Origin of the sequence: Aeromicrobium sp. UBA7512 (genome assembly GCF_002476985.1) — a bacterium.
Lineage (GTDB): Bacteria > Actinomycetota > Actinomycetes > Propionibacteriales > Nocardioidaceae > Aeromicrobium > Aeromicrobium phoceense.
Genome location: NZ_DLNK01000005.1, coordinates 71,646 through 92,969, shown reverse-complemented (window position 1 = coordinate 92,969; position 21,324 = coordinate 71,646). Strand labels below are relative to the sequence as shown.

The window sequence follows — 21,324 nt, the reverse complement described above, 5'->3', positions numbered from 1 at the left end:
GGGAACGAGATCCACTGGGGAATCCATGCTGGTAGAAGTCATCAAGACGGTGCTGCGACGCTGGTACGTCGTCGTGGCGGGCCTGCTCCTCACCGGAGTCCTGGGCTACGCCGCGTACTCGTCCACTCCCCCGGTCTACGAGGCCAGCGGCACGGTGCTGCTGCTGCCTCCCGAGGACCAGGTCAGCGGCGAAGGCATCAAGAACCCGTTCCTCCAGCTGAACAACCTCGACGTGCCGACGTCGCTCGTGGTGGCCCGCCTCAACGGCGACGAGGTCCGCGAGCAGATCCTCGAGAAGCAGCCGGGCGCCCTCTACGAGGTCACCACCGACCCGACGATGCGCGGTCCCGTGGTCCTCGTCCAGGTGTCGGCGCAGAGCGCCAAGGCCACCGTGGACACCCTCGAGGCGGTCCTGGCCGCGGCGCCGACCGCGCTCACCGACCTGCAGGCCCAGCAGGACGTGCCGAAGGGTGACTCCATCACGTCCATGCAGCTCGCCGCCGACCTCGAGGCCACCGCCGTCACCCGCGCCACCACGCGAGCCGTCGTCGCGGCGGTCGCCGTGGGTCTGGCGCTGACCGCCGGCGCCACCGCAGGCATCGACGCGATCGCGCGCCGCCGTCGTGCGCGCCGCCTTCGCGAGGCCGACGCCACTCCGGTCCCCGCGACGGACGGCACGGTCACCTCCGACTCCACCGACACGGACGACGCCGTGGCCACCGAGTTGGCCGACGAGCAGTCCGTGAAGGACGCCACCTCCGACACCGACGGGGGCACCGACACCCCCGGCAACGAGCAGACGTGGGAGCCCACGGAGGAGGAGCTCGCCCGCCGGAGCCCCCGGAGCCTCACCCCGCCATGAGCTCGTCCGTCCGGACTCCGGCGCGGATGGACTCGGTCACCTGGCTCCTGCTCTACCTGACCGTCCTCTACGCGATCCCGTCCCGGCTGGTCGTCCCCGCGCTCGGCAGTGCCGGCTCGCCCTCGATGCTGGTCGGCCTGATCAGCCTTGGCGGCTGGGCGCTCTACCAGGTGGGGCGCACCACCAGCCAGAGTCACGCCCGCGAGGTGCTGCCCGTCCGGCGCGCCCTGTTCGGCTTCGTGGCCTGTGTCGCGATCACCTACGTCGTGGCGATGTCCCGGCCGATCGACTTTGACGAGATCAGCCCCGTGAACGTCGCGATGGCGGTCGTCCTCTCGTGGTCGGGCACGCTGCTGGTCGCGCACGACGGCATCTCCTCCATGGAGCGCGCCCGCACGCTGGCGACGGGCCTGGCGTGGGCCGGTGGCCTGATGGCGTTCCTGGGCATCATGCAGGTCGTCACGAGCGACCCGATCATCAACCGGATCTCCATCCCGGGCCTGTCCGCCGCGCAGTTCGAGGTGTTCACGCGCGGCGACACGATCCGGCCCTCGGCCACCGCGACGCACCCGATCGAGTTCGGCGTGATCATGGCGATGATGCTGCCGTTCACGCTGCACGCGGCGTTCCACACCACTCACGGGCGACGGCTGCTGCAGTGGATCCCCACGCTCATGGTGGGTGTCACGATCGCCCTGACCTTCTCGCGCTCGGCCTACGTCAGCGCCGCGGTCGCCGCGGCGGTGCTGGTGATCGGCTGGCCGCGCGAGCGTCGTCGGCTCTTCCTCGCCGGCGCCTTCGCGATGGCGGTGGTGCTGTTCGCCGCCGTGCCCCGGCTGTTCGGCACGATCCAGTCGCTGTTCCGCAACGTCGGCACCGACCCGAGCATCACGTCGCGCACCGACAGCTACGAGATCGCCTGGGCGTACATCGCGCAGTCGCCCTTCTTCGGCCGCGGCCTGGGCTCGTTCCTGCCCAAGTACCGGATCTTCGACAACCAGTACCTGCTGCTCATGGTCAGCATCGGCCTGGTCGGCACGGCGGCCTTCCTGCTGCTCGCCGTGGCCGGGCTCTGGGTGTCACTGCGGGTGCGCCTGCTCGCCGAGGACGAGGACACGCGCGACCTGGGCCTGTCCCTGCTGGCCGCCATCGCCGCCGGCGCCACGGGCATGGCGCTGTTCGACTCGTTCGCGTTCCCGATGACGATGGGCACGTACTTCCTGTTGCTGGGCATGGCCGGAGCGGTGCACAGGATCGTCGTGCTCGAGCCACGTCGTCCCGCGGCGCTGGCGCTGACGAAGCCGGCCGTCCCGCACCCGCGGCGCTGGGTCGGCGCGGTGCGCCGCCGCCTCCGCCGCGCGCGCTGAGGCGTCAGACCATCGCGTCGAGCACGCCCACCGGATCGGTGAACATGAGCGTGGCGGCACGGTCCACCAGGGCGGGGTCGAACACGTCGGCACGGAAGGACACCGAGACGCGGAACTGTCCCGCGTCGGTCGAGCTGATCCAGCCGATGGCGTTCGGCACCACGCCGTCGGTGCCGTGTACGACCCGGCGCTCGGCCGGCGGTACCTTCCACGGCAGCGCCTCGTAGATCCGCAGGACGCCGGGGTTGCTGACCGACGTCCGGGCGCGCACCGGCCGCGGCACGGTGTCGGCCTCGGTCGGGGCCGTGGGCGGGCGCCGCCGCGCTCGCAGCAGTCGCGCGGCCACCGCCGCCAGCGGCCGGCCCGAGTCGAGCATCGTGCTGAGGCGCTCGCCCACCATCGGCGGCTCGAACCCCTCGCCCCACACCGGGACGGACACCCCGGTGATGAAGTTCCCGCCCGTGGTCACGCCCTTCGGCAGGTAGCGGCGCAGGTCGACCACCAGGTCGCCCTGCGGCTCGATGGGGATGCCGGCCTGCTGCGTGGCGGCGGCCGCCAGCAGTATCATGGTGGGACTGATCCCGAGACCGTGCGCCGCACCCCATTCGCGGACCCCGGCCATCTGCTCGACGTCGCACGAGCGGTGCAGGCGGTGGGTCAGGTGCCCGGGATCGACGAGGGGCACGCGATCGTCCTCGCGCTCGACCGCACCGGCCGGGAGGGCGGCCACCTCGGGAGCAGCGCCGCGGCTGCGCAGGAGGGTCAGCAGGGTGCCGGGGTGACGGCCGAAGGTGTTCCACAGGGCGCGCGTCACGGGCCGCTCGGTGACCGTGTCGAACAGCGACGGGACCGGCGCTCCCCCGGCCATCGTCACGATGATGGTCGGCATGCTCGAGGCCAGAGGTGCGTCGAGCAGCACGTGGTCGAAGGCCGAGGCGAGCTCGTCGCCCTTCACGGCGAACTGCAGCGGGAGGTCCTCGACGAGGTGCGCCGCGAGCCAGTCCTGGGCCGACTCGGCCGTGCCCTCGGGTACGACGCGGAAGATCTCGGGCAGCCGCTCGGCGATGCCGGCGCCGACGTAGCGCCAGTGCTCGTCGTCGGCCTTCACGAACCCGGCCCGGGTGTGGGGGCCGTGGGCGGCGAGCCGCACGAGCGCGTCACCCAGCAGCTCCAGCGGCGGCAGGTCGAGTGGACTGAAGGACTGGCGGATCCGCGAGCCGCCCAGGAGCCGGTCGATCCCGGCGATCGGCACCAGCCGAGATGGATCTGCCATGGCCCGAGCCTAGTCGCGGAATCGCCCGCCCGAGGGCGTCTCGCCGATACGATGTGCCCGACCGTCCCCGACGCCGAGGTGAGCGCTGCGATGTCCGATCCCGAGGTCCTCCTCGTCCCCGTCCGCGTGGGGCGCGGCGCGTGAGACTCCTGCTGGTCGTCTCCACGGCGCACCCGGAGTCCGTGGGCGAGGCGTGGATCGCGCACCAGTGGATCCGGCGCCTCGCGGAGCGCCACGACGTCACCGTCCTGTGCTACCGCCAGCGGGCCGGACTGCCGCTCACCGGGACGGTCGAGGGCGCGCGCATCGTCGAGTGGGACGAGCCCCCGCTGATCGGGCGCCACGAGCGCTTCAAGGCCATGCTGAACCCCGGCTACTACCCGTTCGCGTGGCGCGCCCGCCGCTGGATCCGCCGGGCGCTGGCCCGCGGCGAGCGCTTCGACCTCGCCCACCAGATCACCCCGGTGTCCCTGCGCTTCGCCTCGCCGCTGCGGGATGCGGGCGTCCCGTACGTGATCGGGCCCGTCGGGGGCAGCCTGGAGTCGCCGCCGGCCTTCGCCGACGAGGAGGGCGGCGCCCCGTGGTTCACCGGGCTGCGCCGGCTCGACCGGTTTCGCCTGCGGCGCAGCCCCGCGCTGCGCGCCACGTTCGCGAACGCCTCGCTCGTCGTGGGCATCGCCGACTACGTGCGCGACCAGCTGGGCGACATCCCCGTGCGGGACTTCACCACGATGAGCGACACCGGCATCGAGGTCCTGCCGCCCGCCGCGCCCGGCTCCGACCGCACCCAGGGCGTGCGGCTGCTCTACGTGGGCCGCGTCATCCGCAACAAGGGCGTCCGCGACGCCGTCCGCGCCCTGCACCTGCTCCCCCGCGGCACCGCCACCCTCGACGTGGTCGGCGACGGGTACGACCGGGCCGCGTGCGAGGCGCTGGCTGCTGAGCTCGGCATCGCCGACCTCGTCCACTTCCACGGTCGCGTGGACCACGAGGCGGTCGACGACTTCTACGCGGCCGCCGACGTCTTCGTCTTCCCCAGCTACCGCGAGGCCGGCGGCATCGTCGTGATCGAGGCGCTCTCGCACGGGCTGCCGGTGGTGGCGTGCGACCGGGGTGGCCCCGCGAGCACCGTCACCGACGACTGCGGCATCCGGGTGCCCGTCACCGATCCCGAGCAGCTGGCCCGCGACCTCGCCGACGCCCTCACGAGGCTGTGCGCCGATCCGGGTCTGAGGGCCCGCCTCGCCGCGGGAGCGCGGGAGCGCAGCGCGGAGGTCTCGCTCTGGGACAGCCGCGTCGAGCACCTGGAGACGCTCTACCGCCGCGCCCTCGAGGGTCGCTGACCTCAGGCGCCGGGAGCGTCCCCGACGCGGAGGCGACGGCCGAGCACGGCGCGCACCGGACCGGCGATGCGGCCGGGAAGCACCGACAGCACCGTGGCCGTCGTCGCCGGCTTGAGCAGGGCCATCGCCACGAGGTAGGTGACGAGGACCGACATCCCGCCCAGGAAGATCTCGACGAGGAGCGGCAGCGGGTCGGCCAGCCACAGCACGCCCCAGCCGGCCGCCCCCGCCAGCACGGCGGTGGGCACGACGCTGACGAACGGCGCCATGACCTGCCACCGCGTCGCGCCGATGACCGGCGCCACGGGGATGGAGCGCAGCAGCGCCTCGGCGATCGCGATGGCGGCCCACCCGGTGACGACCGCGATCAGCCCGAACTGGACGAGGTACAGCGAGACCAGCAGCGCGAGGCTGTAGATCACCGCGATGAAGGCGAACCAGCGGCCCGGGTGACCCGTGCCCACCAGGAGCGCCTGGTCGACGGCCCAGCCCACGCCCGCGATCGCCATGATCGCCAGCGCCGGGACCACGAGCGCGCTCTCGGACTTGTCGGCGCCGAAGAGCAGCTCCACGACCTCGGGCGCCGCAACCGCGAGGAAGACCATGAGCGGCGTGATCACGGCGTACGCGACCGCCGAGGCACGCAGGTAGAAGCCGCGCAGCCGGTCGACGGAGTCGCGGATCTTCGCGAACGCGGCCATGGAGACCGGGAGCAGCGCCGAGATCGAGAGGTCCTGGGCCGTCTGCACCAGCCGCTGGGCGATCGAGAGGAAGCCCATCTCGCGCACGCCGAGCCCCGCGACGACGATCGCCGTCTCGGCCCAGACGCGCAGCGCGTACACGAGGCCGCTGCCGACGACGTGCGAGCCGAACGCGACCATCACCTTGAACCGCGCGAGCGAGAAGCCGGGGCGGGGCCGCCAGCGCGCCACGATCCACACCGAGACCAGCACGATCACCTGGCCGCAGAGGACCTGCAGCACCAGCGCCCAGGCACCCCCGCCGGTGACCGCGACGGTGATCGCCACGACCTGGGCGATGATGGCCGCGTTGGCCTCGATCAGGGCGAGCTTGCGGAACTCCATCGCGCGCCGCAGCAGCGCCATCGGCACGGAGCCGACCGCGACGGCGAGCACGGACAGGCCCATGACCTGCAGGAGCGGAGCGGCCTCGGGCACGTCGAGCGCCGCGCCGATGAACGGCGCCGCGAGCGCGATCACCCCGGCGAGGGCCGCACCGGACACGAGCGAGAACCAGAACGCGGTGGCCAGCGTGCGCTCGTCGACCTCGTCGGCCTGGACGAGGTATGCCGAGAAGCCCGCGTCGGCCAGGACGTAGATCAGCGGGAGCAGCGTCGTGGCCGTGGCGGCGACGCCGAAGTCCTCGGGCGACAGGATCCGGGTGAGGATGATGATCGTCAGGAAGCCGCCGAGCCGGGTGATCCAGCGCTGCGCGGTCATCCACAGGACGCTGATCGAGGTGTGCCGGGCGAGTCCGGTGTCTTCGCTCATTCCCACCCCATCGCACGGACCTCGGTCCATCGCCCCAAACCCCGGAAAGGCAGCGCCCGACCGCAATACACTGTACTGCGCGGCACTGTCCGTCAGAGGCCGAATGCGCAGACCGCCCGCACCTCGCGGGCGACGTCGAGAGGACCGATTCATGAGCGACGGTCGACCGGGTTCGAGTGCGGCGCGACGCGTCCTGCGCCCCCGCACGTGGCGTCGCTGGGCGCGGATGGCGAACTTCGCCGGGTACGACGGCGCCTCGATCGACGACGCCACGATCGGCGCGGGCGTGCGCCTCTCCCCCACCGTCTCGGTGCGCAACGGCAGCCGCGTCACGATCGGCGACGGCTCGCACATCGGTCAGGGCAGCTGCCTGTGGGCCGGCGACTCCAACGGCCGCATCACCCTGGGCGACCACGCCCTCCTGGGCCCCGACGTCTTCATCACCGCCTCGAACTACGACTTCGACGCGGGGCCGGGCCCCGTGATGGACCTGCCCAAGCGCGAGGCCGACGTCGTCATCGGCGCGAACACGTGGCTGGGCACGCGGGTCGTCGTGCTGCCGGGCGTCACGATCGGCGACGGCACCATCGTGGCCGCCGGCGCCGTGGTCACCCGCGACCTGCCGCCCGACTCCGTCGCCGCCGGCGTCCCGGCCAAGGTCGTGCGCCGCCGCGGTGCCGCCACGTGAGCACCGCCGACCTGGCGATCGTCATCGTCACCTACAACAGCGCCGACTGGGTGGGCCGCTGCCTGGACTCGCTCCCGGCCGCCCTGGGCGACCTGTCCGCCGAGCTCGTCGTGGTGGACAACGCGTCGGCCGACGACAGCGCCGAGGTCGTCTCGCTCCACGCGCCGCACGCCATGCTGCTGCGCAACGACGCCAACGTGGGCTTCGCCCGTGCCGTGAACCAGGGCGCCGCCGCGAGCTCCGCACCGTGGGTGCTCATGCTCAACCCCGACATGGACGCCCGTCCCGGCTCCCTCGCCGAGCTCGTGGACTTCGCCCGCGGCCACCCCGGCCACGGGATGTACGGCGGCCGCACGCTCACCACCGAGGGCGAGCTCGAGCCCTCGTCGTGCTGGGGGCTGCCAAGCCTGTGGAGCACGTTCTGCTTCGCGTCGGGCCTGTCCACCGTCTTCCGCCACTCCACCGTCTTCGACCCCGAGTCGCTCGGCCGCTGGCCGCGCGACACCGTGCGCGAGGTCGGCATGATCACCGGCTGCCTGCTGCTGGTCGAGCGCGACCTGTGGAACCGTCTCGCAGGCTTCGACGAGCGCTACTTCGTCTACGGCGAGGACGCCGACCTCAGCGCCCGCGCCCGCGCACTCGGCGCCCGGCCGGTGATCGATCCCGCGGTCGAGGTCGTCCACGCCGTCGGCCGCTCGTCGGAGGGCACGGCGGGCAGCAAGCCGCTGCTGCTGGCCGGCAAGATCACCTACGCCCGCACCCACCACGGTCGAGGCGCCCCGCTCGGCGTCGCGCTGCTGCGGGCCGGGGTGGGCCTGCGCGCCCTCGGCTCGCGGCTCACCGGCCGCGGCGCGAAGTGGCTCGCCACGTGGCGCCGCCGCGGCGAGTGGTGGGACGGCTTCCCGGGCGAGGCGCGATGAACCCGGCCCGAGCGAGCATCGTGATCCCGGCCCATGACGAGGAGCGCGTCATCGGCCGCACGATCGAGGCCGCGCTCGACGGCCTCGACCCGGCGGACTTCGAGACCGTCGTGGTCTGCAACGCCACCACCGACGCCACCGCGCAGGTCGCCGCGGCGTACGACGGGGTCCGGGTCGTGGAGATCCCCACCGCCTCCAAGACCGCGGCCCTGAACGCCGGCGACGCGGCCGTCTCGGCCTTCCCGCGCGTCTACCTGGACGCCGACGTCGTGCTGTCGCCCGGCGCCCTCGAGGCGGTCGTCGGCGCGCTCGAGTCGGGCCACCTCGCGGCGGCGCCACGGCCGATGTTCGACACGACCGGCCTCTCGCTCCCGTGCCGGGCCTACTACGCGATCCGCTCGCGGCTGGGCTACGTCAGGCACCACGTGATCGGCGCCGGGGTCTACGCCCTCTCGGAGCAGGGCCGCGCCCGCTTCGGCGCCTTCCCCGACGTCATCGCCGACGACGGCTTCGTCTACGCCCACTTCGAGCACGCCGAGCGCCACAACCCCGACGGCGCCACCTTCACCGTGCATCCCCCGCGCACCCTGCGCTCGCTCTACCGCCGCCAGGTGCGCATCGTCGCAGGGAACCAGGAGCTGGCCGCGCTCGGCCACCGGGTGCAGGCACCGCGGCCCACGTGGCGCGACATCGTGCGCCAAGAGCCGCGCCTGCTGCCCGCCGCCCTCGTCTACGTGGCGGTCACGGTCGCGGCCCGCCTGCACGCGCGGGTGCGCTCGACGCGTGCGTGGAACCGCGACGAGACCTCGCGCGGGCCGGTCGACGCGGGAGCGGGTCGCTGATGCGCAAGCTCCTGCTGATCAGCCTCGGGGTCATCGTCGCCCTCGTCGCCCTCGCCGTCGTCGCGTTCCTCGTGATCGACCCGCTCGACGACGGTGCCCCCTCGGGCGACGTCGTCTCGCTGTGGCCCGAAGTCCCCCCTGCGCACGTCGGCGTGGTGAACGACGAAGGTCCCGTGGAGCTCGGCACGGCGTTCACGAGCAAGGTCGAGGGCGCGGTCGCCGGCGTGCGCTTCTGGTGGACACCCCGCAACGAGGGGCCCCACGTGGCCAGCCTGTGGTCGTCCGACGGCGAGCGGCTCGCCACCGTCGACTTCGGGGAGACCGGGGGCCAGGAGGGGTGGCGCACCGCGTGGTTCGACCAGCCCGTCGAGATCGAGCAGGGCGAGCGCCACGTCGTGTCGTACCACGCACCGCAGGGCAATTTCGCCCAGACGGTCGGCTACTCGGGCCAGTCGTACTCCGGGGCGCTCGAGATCGAGCCCGGCAAGAGCGGCGTCTACGCCGAGGGCGCCGAGAGCAACTTCCCGACGAAGTCGTGGGAGTCCAGCCAGTACTGGGTCGACCCGCTGTTCATGCCGCGTGGCAAGGTGCCCGAGGCCGCGGCCCCCGCCGACCCGAAGATCGTCGACACCGACGACTTCAAGGCCTCCGGCTACCCCACGTCGGCCGACACCGGCGTGCCCGAGGACTGGGAGCCGGAGCAGACGTACACGGGCGACCTCGACGTCGACGAGCCCGGCACCGTGCTCGAGGACGTGAGGATCGTCAACGGCGTGCTGCACGTCCGCGCCCCCGACGTCACGATCCGACGCGTCGAGTTCGTCGGCTCGCGCATCGACAACCTGCAGGCGAACGCCTGCAACAACAACCTCGTGATCGAGGACTCCAGCTTCGTCCGCGGCGACACCGAGCTGTTCCAGCCGGCCGTGCAGTTCGGCGGCTACACAGCCACCCGGGTCAAGGTCATCGGCCTGTCCGAGGGGCTGCGGGCCGGTGGCGCCGAGCACGGCTGCGGCCCCGTCGTGGTGGAGGACTCCTACCTCAGCATCGCCCCGGCGGACGGCTGCCCCGACGTCGACTGGCACGGCGACGGCTTCCAGGCCAACAGCGCCGCCCCCGCCACGATCCGCGACACCACGATCCTGCTCAACCACGACGAGGGGTGCCTGGGCAACGGCGCGATCTTCCACCCCGAGAACTCGGGCAACGAGCGTCTGACGGTGGAGAACGTGCTGGTCGGCGGCGGTGGCTTCTCGTTCCGGCTCGGCACCCCGGGCCGGGTCTCGGGCCTCAAGGTCGTCGCCGACTCCTGGCAGTACGGGCCCTCGAACGTCACCACGTGCGACCGGACCACCTGGGGCGCGGGCAACGAAATCGTGTCGGTGTCGCCGGACGGCGACATCAGCGCCCTCGGGCCGCTCAGCTGCGAGCGGTGAGCGACGCGGCGTGGGCCGCGCGCTCGGCGTCGGCGACCTGCCCGTAGAGCACGGGGAGCGAGGACTGGTCGGCCGCCATGACCTCGTCGAACCTTGCGTACGCCGCCTTCGCGCCCTGGTGCACCTCGCGCCCGTACTGGTCGCGTCGCTTGGCCGCGTAGAGGAACAGCTTGTAGCGCAGGTACCGCCGCAGCCGGCGCCGCGCGAGCGACCGCTCGGGCATCACCTTCGCGCAGATGTACAGGTAGTTCAGGACGTGGAAGAAGCCGTAGTCGAACCCGGCGGCCCGCGCGCCGGGGGCGACGCAGTGGAACACCAGCGACCGCGGCGCCGCCGCGACGAGGGATCCCGAGGCCAGGACGCGCAGGCCGATGTCGATGTCCTCGTGGGTGGCGTACCCGACGCGCGAGCCCAGCGTGGGATCGAACCGCAGCTCGCGCAGGACCTCGGTGCGGAACGTCATCCGGTAGCCGCCGATGGTGGGCACGAGCGGGTGGTCCAGACCGTCCTGCTCCGCGCCGGACCGCAGTGCCTTCGTGCGCTCGGCGCCGAAGAGCACGAACGGGGCGGGCACGATCAGCCGCTCGACGCGGTTCCTGATCGCCATCACGACCGGGACGTTCGTCAGTCGCCGGGTGGGCGCGATCGGCACGTCGACGCCGGGCGGGGCCGCGGCCACCGGCGTGGCGGAGATCGCGCCGTAGCGGCGGTTGCGGTCGGCCTCGTAGACGTCCATGAGGTGCTCGGCCGTGTCGGGGAACCACAGCGAGTCGTCGTCGGGGTACATCGTGACCGGCTCCGTCACGAGATCGAGGCCCTGGTTGCGCTGGGCGGGCAGGTTGGCCTGGTCGCCGTACCGCACGACCAGGGGGATCTCGGTCTCCCGGGCCACCGACTCGCAGTAGGCGCGCACGGCCTCGTGGTCGTCACTGCGGTCGACCACGACGATCCGGGAGGCGGGCCGGGACTGCGCCACGAACAGCGGCAGCGAGACGCGCAGCATGTCGAGCCGGTTCCGGGTGGCCACCACGATGGCGTAGTCGAGCATCGCGCCGAGCCTACCCGCGGCCGGCCGTGCGCCGGACGCATTCGGCAGGACCGGGGGTCCCGCCGAAGCGGGCCTCGGTCCAGGCGAACAGGTCGGGGAACAGTGGCGAGTCCTCCAGCACGAGACCGAGGTGGTCACGGCCCTCGACCGTGACGTACTCCAGGACCTGGCCGCGCGCGCACGCCCGCGTGGCGAACTCGGCCTGCCGCTCGGGCAGCACCACGGTGTCGGTCGCGCCCTGGGCCATCAGCAGCGGCGCCTCGACCGGCAGCTCGGGCTCGTTCTCGGCCAGCCGCTTGCCCATCGCACCGCTGGCGAAGTACTGGTCGAACAGCGCGCCGTCCTGGAACGACATGACCTCCGTCGCCAGTTCGGAGTAGGCCTGCGGGTCGGGGAGGCACTCGGCGGCGACCTCGCGCCCGAAGGACTCGCCCTCCTCGGTCGCGTAGTCGCTCCAGCGCACGTCGTCGTAGGCCGCGTCGTAGGAGGCCATCGTGTAGGCCGCGAAGATCCGGTCCTGCGCCGGCAGCCGGTCGAACGTCTCCTTCAGGAAGGTGGCCGGCGCGAGGGCGGCGACTCCGGCCAGCTCTGCGTCGGGGGCGTAGGCCGGCTGGAGCCCGCCGGCCCACAGCGCCGCGTGACCGCCCTGGGAGAAGCCCCACACCACCGTCTCGGGTGCCGTGTCGAGGTCGTCGAGGTCGCGCGCCGCCTGCGCCGCGTCGAGCAGGGCCCGGCCGGCGCCCTCGCCGATCAGGTAGGGCTGGTCGCCGTCGTCACCCACGCCGGGGAAGTCGGGCGAGACCAGCACCCAGCCCCGGTCGATCACCTCGTCGGCCACGTACATCGAGCCGGCGGCCATGGGGTCGGGCTGAAGGCTGGGCGAGCACGCCCGCGCGAAGCCGGACGTGCCGTGACCCCAGGCGACGACCGGCAGGTCGGTGAGGGACGTGTCCGCGGGCGCGTACACGCCGGCCGTCGCCTCGATCGTGGTGCCCTCGCGGTCGGTGGTCGTGTAGAGGATGCGCCAGGCGCGGCTGCCCTCGGGCGCTCCCTCGGCGACGGGCGTCGCCTCCAGGAGCTCGCCGGGCTCCTGCGGCAGCGGCGCGGTCGACCGCTGACCGTCGCCGGGGTCGCCCCGGGTGGCCAGGACGGCCACCGCCACGACCGCGACGAGCACGACCGTGAGCGCGATGGCCACGAGGACCACCGGACGCGACAGCCGCGACCGCAGGGAGCTCATCGTCCTACCCGAAGTAGCGGTAGCGGTGCCAGCGCTGCCACCGGGACTTGAGGGCGGCCGTCCGGGCCGCCGCCCGGGCGTGCGCGGGCAGGCCCTCGGCGGGGCGGCCGTCGCGCAGGGCCTCGAGATCCGACCACTGCGCCCGGCCGACGACCTCGGGGTCGATCCGGCGGGCGGTGTCGAAGGCCTCGTCGAACGCCCCGTCCGTCAGCGGGGACTCCGCGCCGAGGAGCAGCGCGGTCAGCAGGACCTCGTCGGCCAGCCGCCGGCGCACGTGCGGGTGCAGCCGCTCGGCGCTGGCGCGGTTCGGCCACGAGGAGAGGAAGCGGTCGTAGGCGCGCCAACGCTCCCACGCGTCGCGCGCGAGGCCGACCTGCATCGACATGCTGCTCGGGTGGCGCCGGTAGTAGGCCTGGTCGACGCCGTTGACGTGGCCGACGTCGGCGACCGCGGCGATCTTGAGCCACATCAGCGCGTCGTGCGTGAACGGCAGGTCCTCGTCGTACGGACCGACGTCGTGCTGGACCGAGGTGCGCACGACGGCCTCGGGCGAGGCGATGTTGCTCCACGACCGGCGCAGCTGCATGCGGATCCAGTCGTCGCCGTCCCACGTGGTCCAGGTGACCGCCGGCCGTGTGGGCCGCGGCACCGGGTCGGTGAGGAACTTCTGCGTCTTGCCGTAGACCAGCCCGATGCTGGGGTGCGTCTCCATCAGCGCCGTGGCCCGGCCCAGCGCACCGGGCGCCAGCTGATCGTCCGACGAGATGAGGACGACGTAGTCGGAGTCGGCCTGCGAGACGCCCTTGTTGAAGGTGGGGACGGCGCCCAGGTTCTGCTCGTTGCGGATGAGGCGCACGTTCGGGTGCTGCTGGGTCAGCCGCTCGGCGACCTCGGCGGAGTCGTCGGTGGACTTGTCGTCGAGGATCGTGACGGTGGTGGTGACCCCCGGCTGGCGCACGACCGCCTCGACGGCGCCGGGCAGGTAGTGGCCGTAGTTGTAGCAGGGCACGACGACCTCGACGTGGGGCAGTCGGCCGACCGTGGGCCGGCTCGGCCAGCGCACCTTCATGCGGTGCCCTCCCCCACGATGCGGCCGAGGGCGTCGACGACGCGGTCCTGGTCGGTGGCGCTCAGGTGCGGGTGCATGGGCAGCGACAGTATCCGGCCGGCGGCCTCCTCGGCGACCGGGAAGGTGCCCGGCCCGTACCCGAGGTGCGCGTACGCGTCGGTGAGGTGCACGGGCGTCGGGTAGTGGATCGCCGCCCCGATGCCCTCCTCGTGCAGGCGCGCGAGCACGCGGTCACGGTCGTCGACCTGCACCACGTAGAGGTGCCAGACGTCCTCGTTGCCCGGCCGCGTGCGCGGGGTGCGGACGCCGGTGACGTCGGCGAGCAGCTCGGCGTACCGCTGGGCGACGGCGCGGCGGGCGTCGTTCCAGCGCTCCAGGCGGCGCAGCTTCGCGCTCAGGACGATCGCGTGCACGGCGTCGAGGCGCGAGTTGATGCCGACCCGGTCGTGCACGTACTTGACCGTGCTGCCGTGGTTCGCGGTGCTGCGCACCACCTCGGCCAGCACCGGGTCACGGGTGAGGACCGCGCCGGCGTCGCCGGCCGCGCCCAGGTTCTTGCCCGGGTAGAAGCTCGTGGACGACGCGTCGCCGAGTGCGCCGGCGGTGCCGGCCGCCGAGCGGGCGCCCTGGGCCTGGGCGGTGTCCTCCACGATGAAGATGCCCCGGTCCTGCACCACGGTCCGCACCAACTCGACGGGCGCGGTCTGGCCGAACAGGTGGACGGGGACGACCGCGCGGGTGCGGTCCGTGATCACGGGGTCCACGGCGGCCGGGTCGATGAGCAGGTGGTCGGGGTCCACGTCGACGAGGACGGGCACCGCTCCGATCCGGGCGACCGCGCCCGCGGTGGCCACGAACGTGTTCGCCGGGAGCACGACCTCGTCCTGGGCCACGACGCCCACGGCGCGCAGCGCCAGCTCGATCGCGTCGGTGCCGTTGGCGACGGCGATGCAGTGCTCGACGCCCACGTAGGCGGCGTACTCACGCTCGAACGCCTCGACGTGGGGTCCGCCGACGAAGTCCGCGGACGCGAAGACCTCCTGCCACAGCGGCAGCACCTCGTCGGCGATCTCGGCCTGCTGGGCGGCGAGATCGAGGAAGGGGACGGTCATGCGGGCTCCGGCTTCTCGAGGACACGGTTGGTACCCACCACGATGGTGCCTGCCGCGACGTCGCGCGAGACCACGGCGCCGGAGCCGATCACGGCGTCGTCGCCGATCGTCACGCCCGGCAGGATCGTGGCGTTGGAGCCGATCGAGACGCGGTCGCCCACGACCGGCGGCTCGCAGGTCCAGTCGGCCGCACCGGCCTGCGGGTAGCGGGAGTTGGCGGTCATCACCCCGTGGCCGATGAACACGTCGTCGCCGATCCGCATCCCCTCGCAGACCAGGGTGTGGGACTGGATGCGCACGTTCGTGCCGCAGACGACGTCGTTCTGGACCTCGACGAACGGACCCACGAAGCACCGGTCGCCGAAGGTGGCCTCGTAGACGTTGACGCACTCGGCCACGACGCAGTCGTCGCCGAACATGGAGTCGCGGATGCCGATCGACAGCCGCCGTGGCTCGCTCACCGCATCTCTCGCAAGATGGCGTCGGAGGCCTCGAAGACGGCGTCGATCTTGCCGCAGAGCACCGAGAAGAGCCGGTCGTGGTGACGGACCTCGGTGACCCGGGAGTCGCCCATGTCGGTGGCGAGCTTGGTCTTCGCGGTGACCCACAGCTCCTTCTGGTCGTGCTCCACGTGGAGGTACTCCCCCACGTCCTGCGCGATCTTCGCCGCGACGTGCTCGCGCTCGGCGATCTCGTGACGGTGGGGGTAGTCGGCCATCAGCTCGGCGTGGGTGTCGTAGCGCCGCATCGGCGTGTAGGCCACCGAGGAGAGGGTGTGCAGGCCGTCGTACGCCGGGTAGACCGAGACGTAGTCGCCGTCCATGATCGTGACCGCCATGCTCGAGTGCAGCGAGGTCTTGGCCAGCACGAGGGCCGCGAGCTCCCACTTGATCCGGAAGTGCTTGTCGGCCGGCAGGCCCATGTTCGGGTCGGTGTAGCTGGCGTTGATGACGTAGTCGAACGGCCCGAACTCGCGCGTGCCGCTGCGGATCGTGCCGGTCGCGGCGTCGACCTCGTCGACGGGCGTGTCCACGTGCAGGACGCCGTCGAACCGGCGGACGAGGCGCTCGCGCAGGGCCTTCACGTCGATCGACTTCTCCAGGACCTTGATGAGCAGCCCGTAGTCGTCGGGGCGGCGCAGCAGCTCTCCGGTGATCGGCAGCACCTCGTACTTGAGGTGGAACGAGCTCATCACGGCGAGGTACTCCTCGACCGAGACCAGACCGTCGTGGTGCACGGCGTAGAGGTTCTCGTCGACGTCGCTGAGGAACTCGGAGTACTCGGCGGTGAAGCGGTCGAAGCCCATGATCGACTGGTAGATCGTGTAGCCCGACCGGGGGTAGTGGAAGCCCATGTGCAGCCGGCACTGGTTGGTCGTGCCGGCGCCGATCAGCGGCGTGGGCTCACGCTCGAAGATCTCGACCCGGACGTCGCCGAAGCGCCGTTCGATCTGTTGGGCGATGTGGAAGCCGAAGAAGCCGCCCCCGATGATTCCGACGCGCATGGATCAGCTCGCACTCCGGCCGACGACGACCCGCTCGAACCGCGCCACGGGCGCGCCGGAGACGGCTCCGCCTGCGTTGAGTCCGATGCGCACGTTCGTCAGCGTACGGGTGACGCGACCGACTTCGCTCCAGTTTGAGCCACCATCGGCCGAGAAGGCCGCGGTGATCACCTGGGTGGCCGGATCACGGGTGAACCGCAGTCTCAGGGACGTGGCGGTGGTGGGCACGCGCTGCACGATCGGACTGGCCGCGCGCTCGTCGATCAGGGCCACGCTGTGCCCGCCGGCACCGGAGTTGTACGCGCGGGTCAGCTCGATGTAGTTGTCGTCGTCGACGTAGAGCACGATGCCGCCGTGCTGGTAGTTCGCCGTCGGCGCGTAGGCCATCGTCGCGGTGACGCTGGTCCAGGTGCTGGGCAGGTCGCGGAACACCGTGTTCGCGGTGTTGTTCATCGCCTGCCACAGGTCGCCCGGGCCGGTCGCCAGGCCGAGCCCGTTGGCCGCGTACGTCGGGGCGAGCGTCGCGCTCTCGGTGCTGCGCGCCGCGCCGGCCGCCGTACGGGCGGCGAAGTCCCAGCCCGCTGCCAGCAGTGCCGTGCGCGAGGTCTGGTCGAGCACGTGCGTGTCCGTCGTCTCGGTCGGGACCGTGGGCGTCGGGGTCGGCGTCGGGGTCGGGGTCGGCGTCGGCGTGGTGGGCGTCGGCGACGGGGTGGTCGGCGTCGGCGACGGGGTGGTCGGCGACGGCGACGGGGTGGTCGGCGACGGCGCGGGCTCGGTCGGAGCCACGGTCGTGGGCACCTGCACCGTGGCCTCGCGGAACGTCGCAGTGACCTGCGCACCTGTGGCGCCGCCGGAGTTCAGCGCCAGTCGCGGCGCCGTGAACCCGCGGGTCACCGTGCTGACCGTGCGCCACGTGGCGCCCGCGTCGGTGGAGAACGACGACACGATCTGGTTCGTCGCCGCGTTGCGCTCGAAGCGCAGCACCAGATCGGTCGCCGTCACGCCCGCGACGGCCTGGGCCACCGGCGTGCCCGCGGTCTCGTTGATCGCCATGACGATCTGCCCGCCCGCGGTGGAGTGGTACGACCGCGCGAGCTCGAGGTAGTTGTCGTCGTTGTCGTACAGCACGATGCCGGCGTGCTGGTAGTTCGCACTCGGGGCGTGGGTGAGTCGGACGCGTACCGAGCTCCAGTTGCTCGGCAGGTCGCGCAGGACCGTGTTGTCGGAGTTGTTCGACGTCGACCACAGATCACCGGAGGTGGTCGGCAGGCCCAGGCCCTGGGCCGAGTACGTCGCCGTACTGCCCGACGTGCGCTCGGTGTCGCGGGCCAGGCCGGCGCCGGTGCGGCCCCGGAAGTCCCAGCCGTCGGCCACGAGGGCGGCGCGGTTCGGGTAGCCCAGCGAGAACGTGCCCGCACTCGGCGCCGGAGGCGTCGGCGTGGGCGTCGTGGGCGTGGGCTCGGTGGTCGGCACCGTCGTGGGCGTCGTCGTCGGCTCGGTCGTCGGCACCGTGGTGGGAGTCGTGGTGGGAGTCGTGGTCGGCTGCGTCGTGGGCGTCGTCGTCGGCTCGGTCGACTCGCCCGCGGAGGCGACGACGACCTCGTCGTAGACGGCCGTCGGCTGCGACGTGGACTGCGCGTCGGCACCGGTCAGCAGGACGAGGCGCGAGAACGCCCGCGTCGACGTGACCGACCCGGCGGGGGTCCACGTGGTTCCGCCGTTCGTCGACATCGCCGCCGTGATGGTGTTGCCCGAGCGGGTCAGGCGCAGCCGCAGGCTCGTCGCGGTCGAGGTCTGGGCCAGGACGATCTGGGCGTTGCCCGCGACCTCGTTGACCAGCGAGACCCGCTGGCCGACGTTGAAGCTGCGGGTCAGGAGCACGTAGTTGTCGTCGTCGTCATAGACGCCGATGCCGGCGGACTGGTAGTTCCGCGTCGGGGCGAACGACGGGACGTTCAGCTCGACGCGGTTCCACCCGGTCGGCAGGTCGCGCAGCAGCGAGTTGCGCGAGTTGTTCATGGACGACCAGATGTCGCCGGTGTCCACGGGCATCCGCAGCCCGGAGGCCGAGTAGGCGACGACCGATCCGCTCGTGCGCTCGGTGTCGCGCACCGCGCCCGCAGCGGTCCTGGCCCGGAAGTCCCAGCCGTCGGCCAGCAGCGCCTGGCGGTCGGGATAGGTCAGCGCGTACCGCGCCTCGCCGCGCGGCGTGACCTTGAGCGTCACGGGGATCGTGACGGGACTGCCGGCGGCACCCGCGGCGTGGACCTTGATCGAGCCCGTGTGCGATCCCGCAGCGAGCGTGCCGGGCGTGGCCCGCACGGTGAACGAGCCGTTGCCCGTGCCGGATGCCGGAGACACCGAGAGCCAGGACTCGCCCGAGAGGACCTCGGCGGTCCACTGCAGGGTGCCCTCGCCGGCGTTGCGGACGCCGAGCGCCTTCTCGACGGCGGCGCCGCCCTCGGCGGCCGTGAGGGTCAGCGGCGCGTCGTCGGCGTCGAGGATCGCGGGGACCGTCTCGGACTTGAGCACCTTCACCGACTGCTTGTCGGTGGTGACCGCCGAGGAGAAGTACAGCGTCGACGTGCCCCCGTCGGTGCGGATGCGGAACGGCACCGCGGCACCGGCGACGCGAACGCCCGAGACGTGCGGCACGCCCGTGACGTCGACCGTGAAGGTCAGCTTGTCGCGGGACTTCACGAACGCCTCGGCGTCGCGCTGCGGCACCTCGGGCAGGCCCAGGCGCCGGATCGTGAAGTCGAGCGCGTCCTCGCCCTCGACGACGTCGTCAATCACCGTGCGGTTGCGCTGGTGGATGTACTTCACGACGGTGCCGATGGGCGCGCTCCACACGTCCTTCGTCGCCGCGTAGGCGATCGCGCCGTCGTCGTTGGTCATGTCGTGCAGCACGAGGTTGGCCCACTTGCCCTGGCTCTGCGCCATGTCGACGATCGTCTTGAGGTCGGCCGGCGGCGCGGGCGCGTGCTCGTGGGAGTTGAAGCTCTTCATGTCCATGAAGTCGGTCGGCGTCGTGTCCTCCAGCGCGTTCCAGTTGTAGCCGCGGGCGGAGAGGAAGTAGTCGGCGGCGATGACGCCGTACTCGATGTTGCGGAAGCCGCACGGCCACACGAGGCTCTGGACCTCGTCGGCCGAGCCGGTCGCCTGGGCCACGCCATTGATGCTGCCGGTGATGTGCGAGATCAGGCTGGTCCGGCTGACCAGCGTGCACAGGTGGTAGAGCAGGTGCGATCCGAGCTCCATCCCGTCGGCGTACATCTGCGCGTAGTCAGCGGGCGGCGTGCTGCCGTTCATCACGAAGGTGCCCGTGGTGCCGGCCGCCTTGAGCTCGGGATAGCCCGACGAGAAGCTGTCATCGGTCGACGAGCTGAACGCGCCGCGGTGGCCGTCCTTCCACGTGGAGATGCCGACGGGACCGGACGGGTTGACCACGACGCGCACGTCGACGGTCTGGCTCTGGTCGACCCCGGGCACGTCGTCACGGACCGTCACCCGGGCGGAGTGCACGCCCACGGCGAGGTCGTCGCAGTCGGCCGTGACCGTGAACTGCGCCGGGCTGGCTCCGGACGTGGCCGACAGGGTGATCCACGACGCGTCGGCCGAGGCGACCCAGGGCAGGTTGTCACCGCTCCAGGTGACGACGGAGACGGTCTGGGCACCGTCGCACTGCACGGCGTGGCGGGTCCCGAAGGCGAGCTGGGACGGCGACGTGTCGAGCACGGAGCGGCTGTAGTCCGGGACGGTCAGCGCGGAGGCGGACGGGCTCGGCGCGCTCGTGGGCGCCGGCGTGGGCGCCGGCGTCGGTGCGGTGGTCGGTGCCGTGGTGGGGGCCGCCGAGGTCGGCGTGCTGGTGGGCGCGGAGGTCGGTGCCGTGGGGGACGTCGTCGCCTCCGTCTCCGCCGCGGCGGGGCCCTGGAGCGCCGCCGTCAGGACGACCAGCGCGGCTGCGATGGCAGCTGTGCGTCGCCCGGGAGGGTTGAGATGGAGCATCGTGCCGTCCTTCACCGATGGCCTCTGCAACTCCCGCCCTGTGCGACGCATGAGACCCGAATCTTCACCGTTGCCACGCGGCGCGCCGTGAACGTGACCGACCGCGAGCACCCCCGTGAGTGGAGCCTAACGACTGGAACGACTGCACTTTGGCGCCTTCACCAATGTTGTGACCAGTGCGACGTATGTGGTTCGAAACTTCGTTCCCGGCGAACCGACCTTGCTGCCCATGAGCGCTCCGGGGCCGGCGGTGATACGCGTCCAGCACGCTGCGGTACCACGAGTAGCAACCTGTATCTGGCATATCAGTGGTCACGCGAGTCACATGTGCCCCATACTTCAGGGGTGAACACCAAGACGTGGGCGCTGGGATCGCTCGTGGCGACGATCGCGACCGCCGTGCTCGTGGCCGGTGCGATCACGTCCGCCAAGGCCAGCTCCCCGGCCCCGCGAACCGTCAGCGCCGCGACGAAGGTGCCGAAGGGCAAGGTCAAGATCACCAACCCCACCCAGCGCGTGGTGGGCTGGTCGGGGTCGGTTCGCGTCACCCCGCTGGTGAAGAAGGGGTCCGGCGTCAAGGTCGTCTCCAAGCGGATCACCGTCTACCGCTCCGGCAAGCTGCGCCAGGCGAACCGCCGGGCCGTGAGCCTGCGCCCCGGCACCTACCGCCTCGTCGTCAAGGTCAAGTCGAAGGCCAGGGGCCGCACCAGCACCACCCGCCGATCCCTGCGGCTCGTCGTGCGCCAGAACGCCTGCGCGACGTCACCCGACGTGCGCGCCCTCAAGGTCGACGCGGCGTACTCCCCCTCCGTGAGGGGCACCACCCTGGCGCAGGCCCAGCGGCTCATGCGCTCGCCGGGCGTCCTCGAGCGGGTCGACGTGTCGCAGGTGCTCCAACACTCGGCGCGCCTCTCCCAGCTGTACGCCGGCGACCCGAACGTGATGGCCCAGGCGAACGCCGAGCTGGCGCCACTGCGCCGCCTCGCGGCGAAGGGCGTGCGCTCGATCCAGGAGCGCGAGTTCGCGGCCTGCGGTGTCGCGACGCGCTACGTCGGCGTCTTCGCCGAGGGCGAGCTCGTCCAGCTCAAGCGCCTCTGACGC

General features: G+C 72.2%; 17 protein-coding genes. 8 read left to right on the top strand and 9 right to left on the bottom strand.

Annotation, left to right across the window (positions count from 1 at the left end):
* The first annotated feature begins 25 nt into the window (after positions 1-25).
* Positions 26-862: a hypothetical protein gene (locus B2363_RS06765; RefSeq protein ID WP_286929323.1), complete on the top strand. Its 837-nt coding sequence runs from the start codon at positions 26-28 to the stop codon at positions 860-862.
* Positions 859-2,229 (top strand): O-antigen ligase family protein, encoded by a 1,371-nt coding sequence (locus B2363_RS06760; RefSeq protein ID WP_286929322.1) that lies wholly within the window; start codon positions 859-861, stop codon positions 2,227-2,229. Before B2363_RS06765 ends, B2363_RS06760 begins: the two co-directional genes overlap by 4 nt.
* A 4-nt stretch (positions 2,230-2,233) precedes the next feature.
* On the opposite strand, the gene B2363_RS06755 is transcribed toward B2363_RS06760, so the two are convergent.
* Positions 2,234-3,502 (bottom strand): hypothetical protein, encoded by a 1,269-nt coding sequence (locus B2363_RS06755; RefSeq protein WP_286929321.1) that lies wholly within the window; start codon positions 3,500-3,502, stop codon positions 2,234-2,236.
* 140 nt (positions 3,503-3,642) lie between these two features.
* On the opposite strand from B2363_RS06755, the gene B2363_RS06750 reads away from it, so the two are divergent.
* Positions 3,643-4,845: a glycosyltransferase family 4 protein gene (locus B2363_RS06750; protein WP_286929319.1), complete on the top strand. Its 1,203-nt coding sequence runs from the start codon at positions 3,643-3,645 to the stop codon at positions 4,843-4,845.
* A 2-nt stretch (positions 4,846-4,847) separates the two neighbouring features.
* On the opposite strand, the gene B2363_RS06745 is transcribed toward B2363_RS06750, so the two are convergent.
* Complete coding sequence (locus B2363_RS06745; RefSeq protein WP_286929317.1) at positions 4,848-6,356, bottom strand: lipopolysaccharide biosynthesis protein; 1,509 nt, start codon at positions 6,354-6,356, stop codon at positions 4,848-4,850.
* 151 nt (positions 6,357-6,507) lie between these two features.
* Between B2363_RS06745 and B2363_RS06740 the strand changes: the two genes are divergently transcribed.
* Genes B2363_RS06740 through B2363_RS06725 form a run of 4 tightly spaced genes read left to right on the top strand, consistent with a single transcriptional unit; the run spans position 6,508 to position 10,242 of the window.
* Positions 6,508-7,044: an acyltransferase gene (locus B2363_RS06740; protein WP_181754749.1), complete on the top strand. Its 537-nt coding sequence runs from the start codon at positions 6,508-6,510 to the stop codon at positions 7,042-7,044.
* A complete protein-coding gene (locus tag B2363_RS06735) occupies positions 7,041-7,964 on the top strand; it encodes a glycosyltransferase family 2 protein (protein ID WP_286929316.1) in 924 nt (307 codons plus the stop codon). Before B2363_RS06740 ends, B2363_RS06735 begins: the two co-directional genes overlap by 4 nt.
* On the top strand, positions 7,961-8,806 hold the full coding sequence (locus B2363_RS06730) for a glycosyltransferase (protein WP_286929314.1): 846 nt from the start codon (positions 7,961-7,963) through the stop codon (positions 8,804-8,806). The genes B2363_RS06735 and B2363_RS06730 overlap by 4 nt, the downstream gene beginning before the upstream one ends.
* The gene (locus B2363_RS06725) at positions 8,806-10,242 is read left to right on the top strand and encodes a DUF4082 domain-containing protein (RefSeq protein WP_286929313.1); all 1,437 of its coding nucleotides are present in this window, start codon (positions 8,806-8,808) and stop codon (positions 10,240-10,242) included. The genes B2363_RS06730 and B2363_RS06725 overlap by 1 nt, the downstream gene beginning before the upstream one ends.
* Here the strand turns inward: B2363_RS06725 and B2363_RS06720 are convergent.
* The 7 genes from B2363_RS06720 to B2363_RS06690 are packed head-to-tail and all read right to left on the bottom strand — an operon-like array spanning position 10,226 to position 20,223.
* The gene (locus B2363_RS06720) at positions 10,226-11,290 is read right to left on the bottom strand and encodes a glycosyltransferase family 2 protein (protein WP_286929312.1); all 1,065 of its coding nucleotides are present in this window, start codon (positions 11,288-11,290) and stop codon (positions 10,226-10,228) included. The two genes, B2363_RS06725 and B2363_RS06720, sit on opposite strands and share 17 nt — an antisense overlap.
* A 10-nt stretch (positions 11,291-11,300) precedes the next feature.
* Positions 11,301-12,530 carry a lipase family protein gene (locus tag B2363_RS06715; protein WP_286929311.1) on the bottom strand — a complete coding sequence of 410 codons (1,230 nt, stop codon included), beginning with the start codon at positions 12,528-12,530 and terminating at the stop codon, positions 11,301-11,303.
* A gap of 4 nt (positions 12,531-12,534) precedes the next feature.
* Positions 12,535-13,599, bottom strand: coding sequence for a glycosyltransferase family 2 protein (locus B2363_RS06710; protein ID WP_286929309.1), 1,065 nt, complete (start codon positions 13,597-13,599; stop codon positions 12,535-12,537).
* A complete protein-coding gene (locus B2363_RS06705; protein ID WP_286929307.1) occupies positions 13,596-14,711 on the bottom strand; it encodes a DegT/DnrJ/EryC1/StrS family aminotransferase in 1,116 nt (371 codons plus the stop codon). Before B2363_RS06705 ends, B2363_RS06710 begins: the two co-directional genes overlap by 4 nt.
* A complete protein-coding gene (locus B2363_RS06700) occupies positions 14,708-15,172 on the bottom strand; it encodes an acyltransferase (protein ID WP_286929306.1) in 465 nt (154 codons plus the stop codon). Before B2363_RS06700 ends, B2363_RS06705 begins: the two co-directional genes overlap by 4 nt.
* Positions 15,169-16,215 (bottom strand): hypothetical protein, encoded by a 1,047-nt coding sequence (locus B2363_RS06695; protein ID WP_286929304.1) that lies wholly within the window; start codon positions 16,213-16,215, stop codon positions 15,169-15,171. Before B2363_RS06695 ends, B2363_RS06700 begins: the two co-directional genes overlap by 4 nt.
* Before the next feature lie 3 nt (positions 16,216-16,218).
* Positions 16,219-20,223, bottom strand: a complete 4,005-nt coding sequence (locus B2363_RS06690) for a BACON domain-containing protein (protein WP_286929302.1) — start codon at positions 20,221-20,223, stop codon at positions 16,219-16,221.
* Positions 20,224-20,568: 345 nt separating this feature from the next.
* Here B2363_RS06690 and B2363_RS06685 point away from each other — a divergent pair, with 345 nt between their 5' ends.
* Positions 20,569-21,321 carry a hypothetical protein gene (locus B2363_RS06685; protein WP_286929300.1) on the top strand — a complete coding sequence of 251 codons (753 nt, stop codon included), beginning with the start codon at positions 20,569-20,571 and terminating at the stop codon, positions 21,319-21,321.
* Positions 21,322-21,324: the final 3 nt, after the last annotated feature.

What these genes read in the sequence shown, in the direction of transcription:
- B2363_RS06690 (WP_286929302.1), bottom strand. Translation starts at nt 20,223, where the DNA reads ATGCTCCATCTCAACCCTCCCGGGCGACGCACAGCTGCCATCGCAGCC.
- B2363_RS06710 (WP_286929309.1), bottom strand. Translation starts at nt 13,599, where the DNA reads ATGAAGGTGCGCTGGCCGAGCCGGCCCACGGTCGGCCGACTGCCCCAC.
- B2363_RS06765 (WP_286929323.1), top strand. Translation starts at nt 26, where the DNA reads ATGCTGGTAGAAGTCATCAAGACGGTGCTGCGACGCTGGTACGTCGTC.
- B2363_RS06730 (WP_286929314.1), top strand. Translation starts at nt 7,961, where the DNA reads ATGAACCCGGCCCGAGCGAGCATCGTGATCCCGGCCCATGACGAGGAG.
- B2363_RS06720 (WP_286929312.1), bottom strand. Translation starts at nt 11,290, where the DNA reads ATGCTCGACTACGCCATCGTGGTGGCCACCCGGAACCGGCTCGACATG.
- B2363_RS06745 (WP_286929317.1), bottom strand. Translation starts at nt 6,356, where the DNA reads ATGAGCGAAGACACCGGACTCGCCCGGCACACCTCGATCAGCGTCCTG.
- B2363_RS06705 (WP_286929307.1), bottom strand. Translation starts at nt 14,711, where the DNA reads ATGACCGTCCCCTTCCTCGATCTCGCCGCCCAGCAGGCCGAGATCGCC.
- B2363_RS06695 (WP_286929304.1), bottom strand. Translation starts at nt 16,215, where the DNA reads ATGCGCGTCGGAATCATCGGGGGCGGCTTCTTCGGCTTCCACATCGCC.
- B2363_RS06725 (WP_286929313.1), top strand. Translation starts at nt 8,806, where the DNA reads ATGCGCAAGCTCCTGCTGATCAGCCTCGGGGTCATCGTCGCCCTCGTC.
- B2363_RS06740 (WP_181754749.1), top strand. Translation starts at nt 6,508, where the DNA reads ATGAGCGACGGTCGACCGGGTTCGAGTGCGGCGCGACGCGTCCTGCGC.
- B2363_RS06715 (WP_286929311.1), bottom strand. Translation starts at nt 12,530, where the DNA reads ATGAGCTCCCTGCGGTCGCGGCTGTCGCGTCCGGTGGTCCTCGTGGCC.
- B2363_RS06755 (WP_286929321.1), bottom strand. Translation starts at nt 3,502, where the DNA reads ATGGCAGATCCATCTCGGCTGGTGCCGATCGCCGGGATCGACCGGCTC.
- B2363_RS06760 (WP_286929322.1), top strand. Translation starts at nt 859, where the DNA reads ATGAGCTCGTCCGTCCGGACTCCGGCGCGGATGGACTCGGTCACCTGG.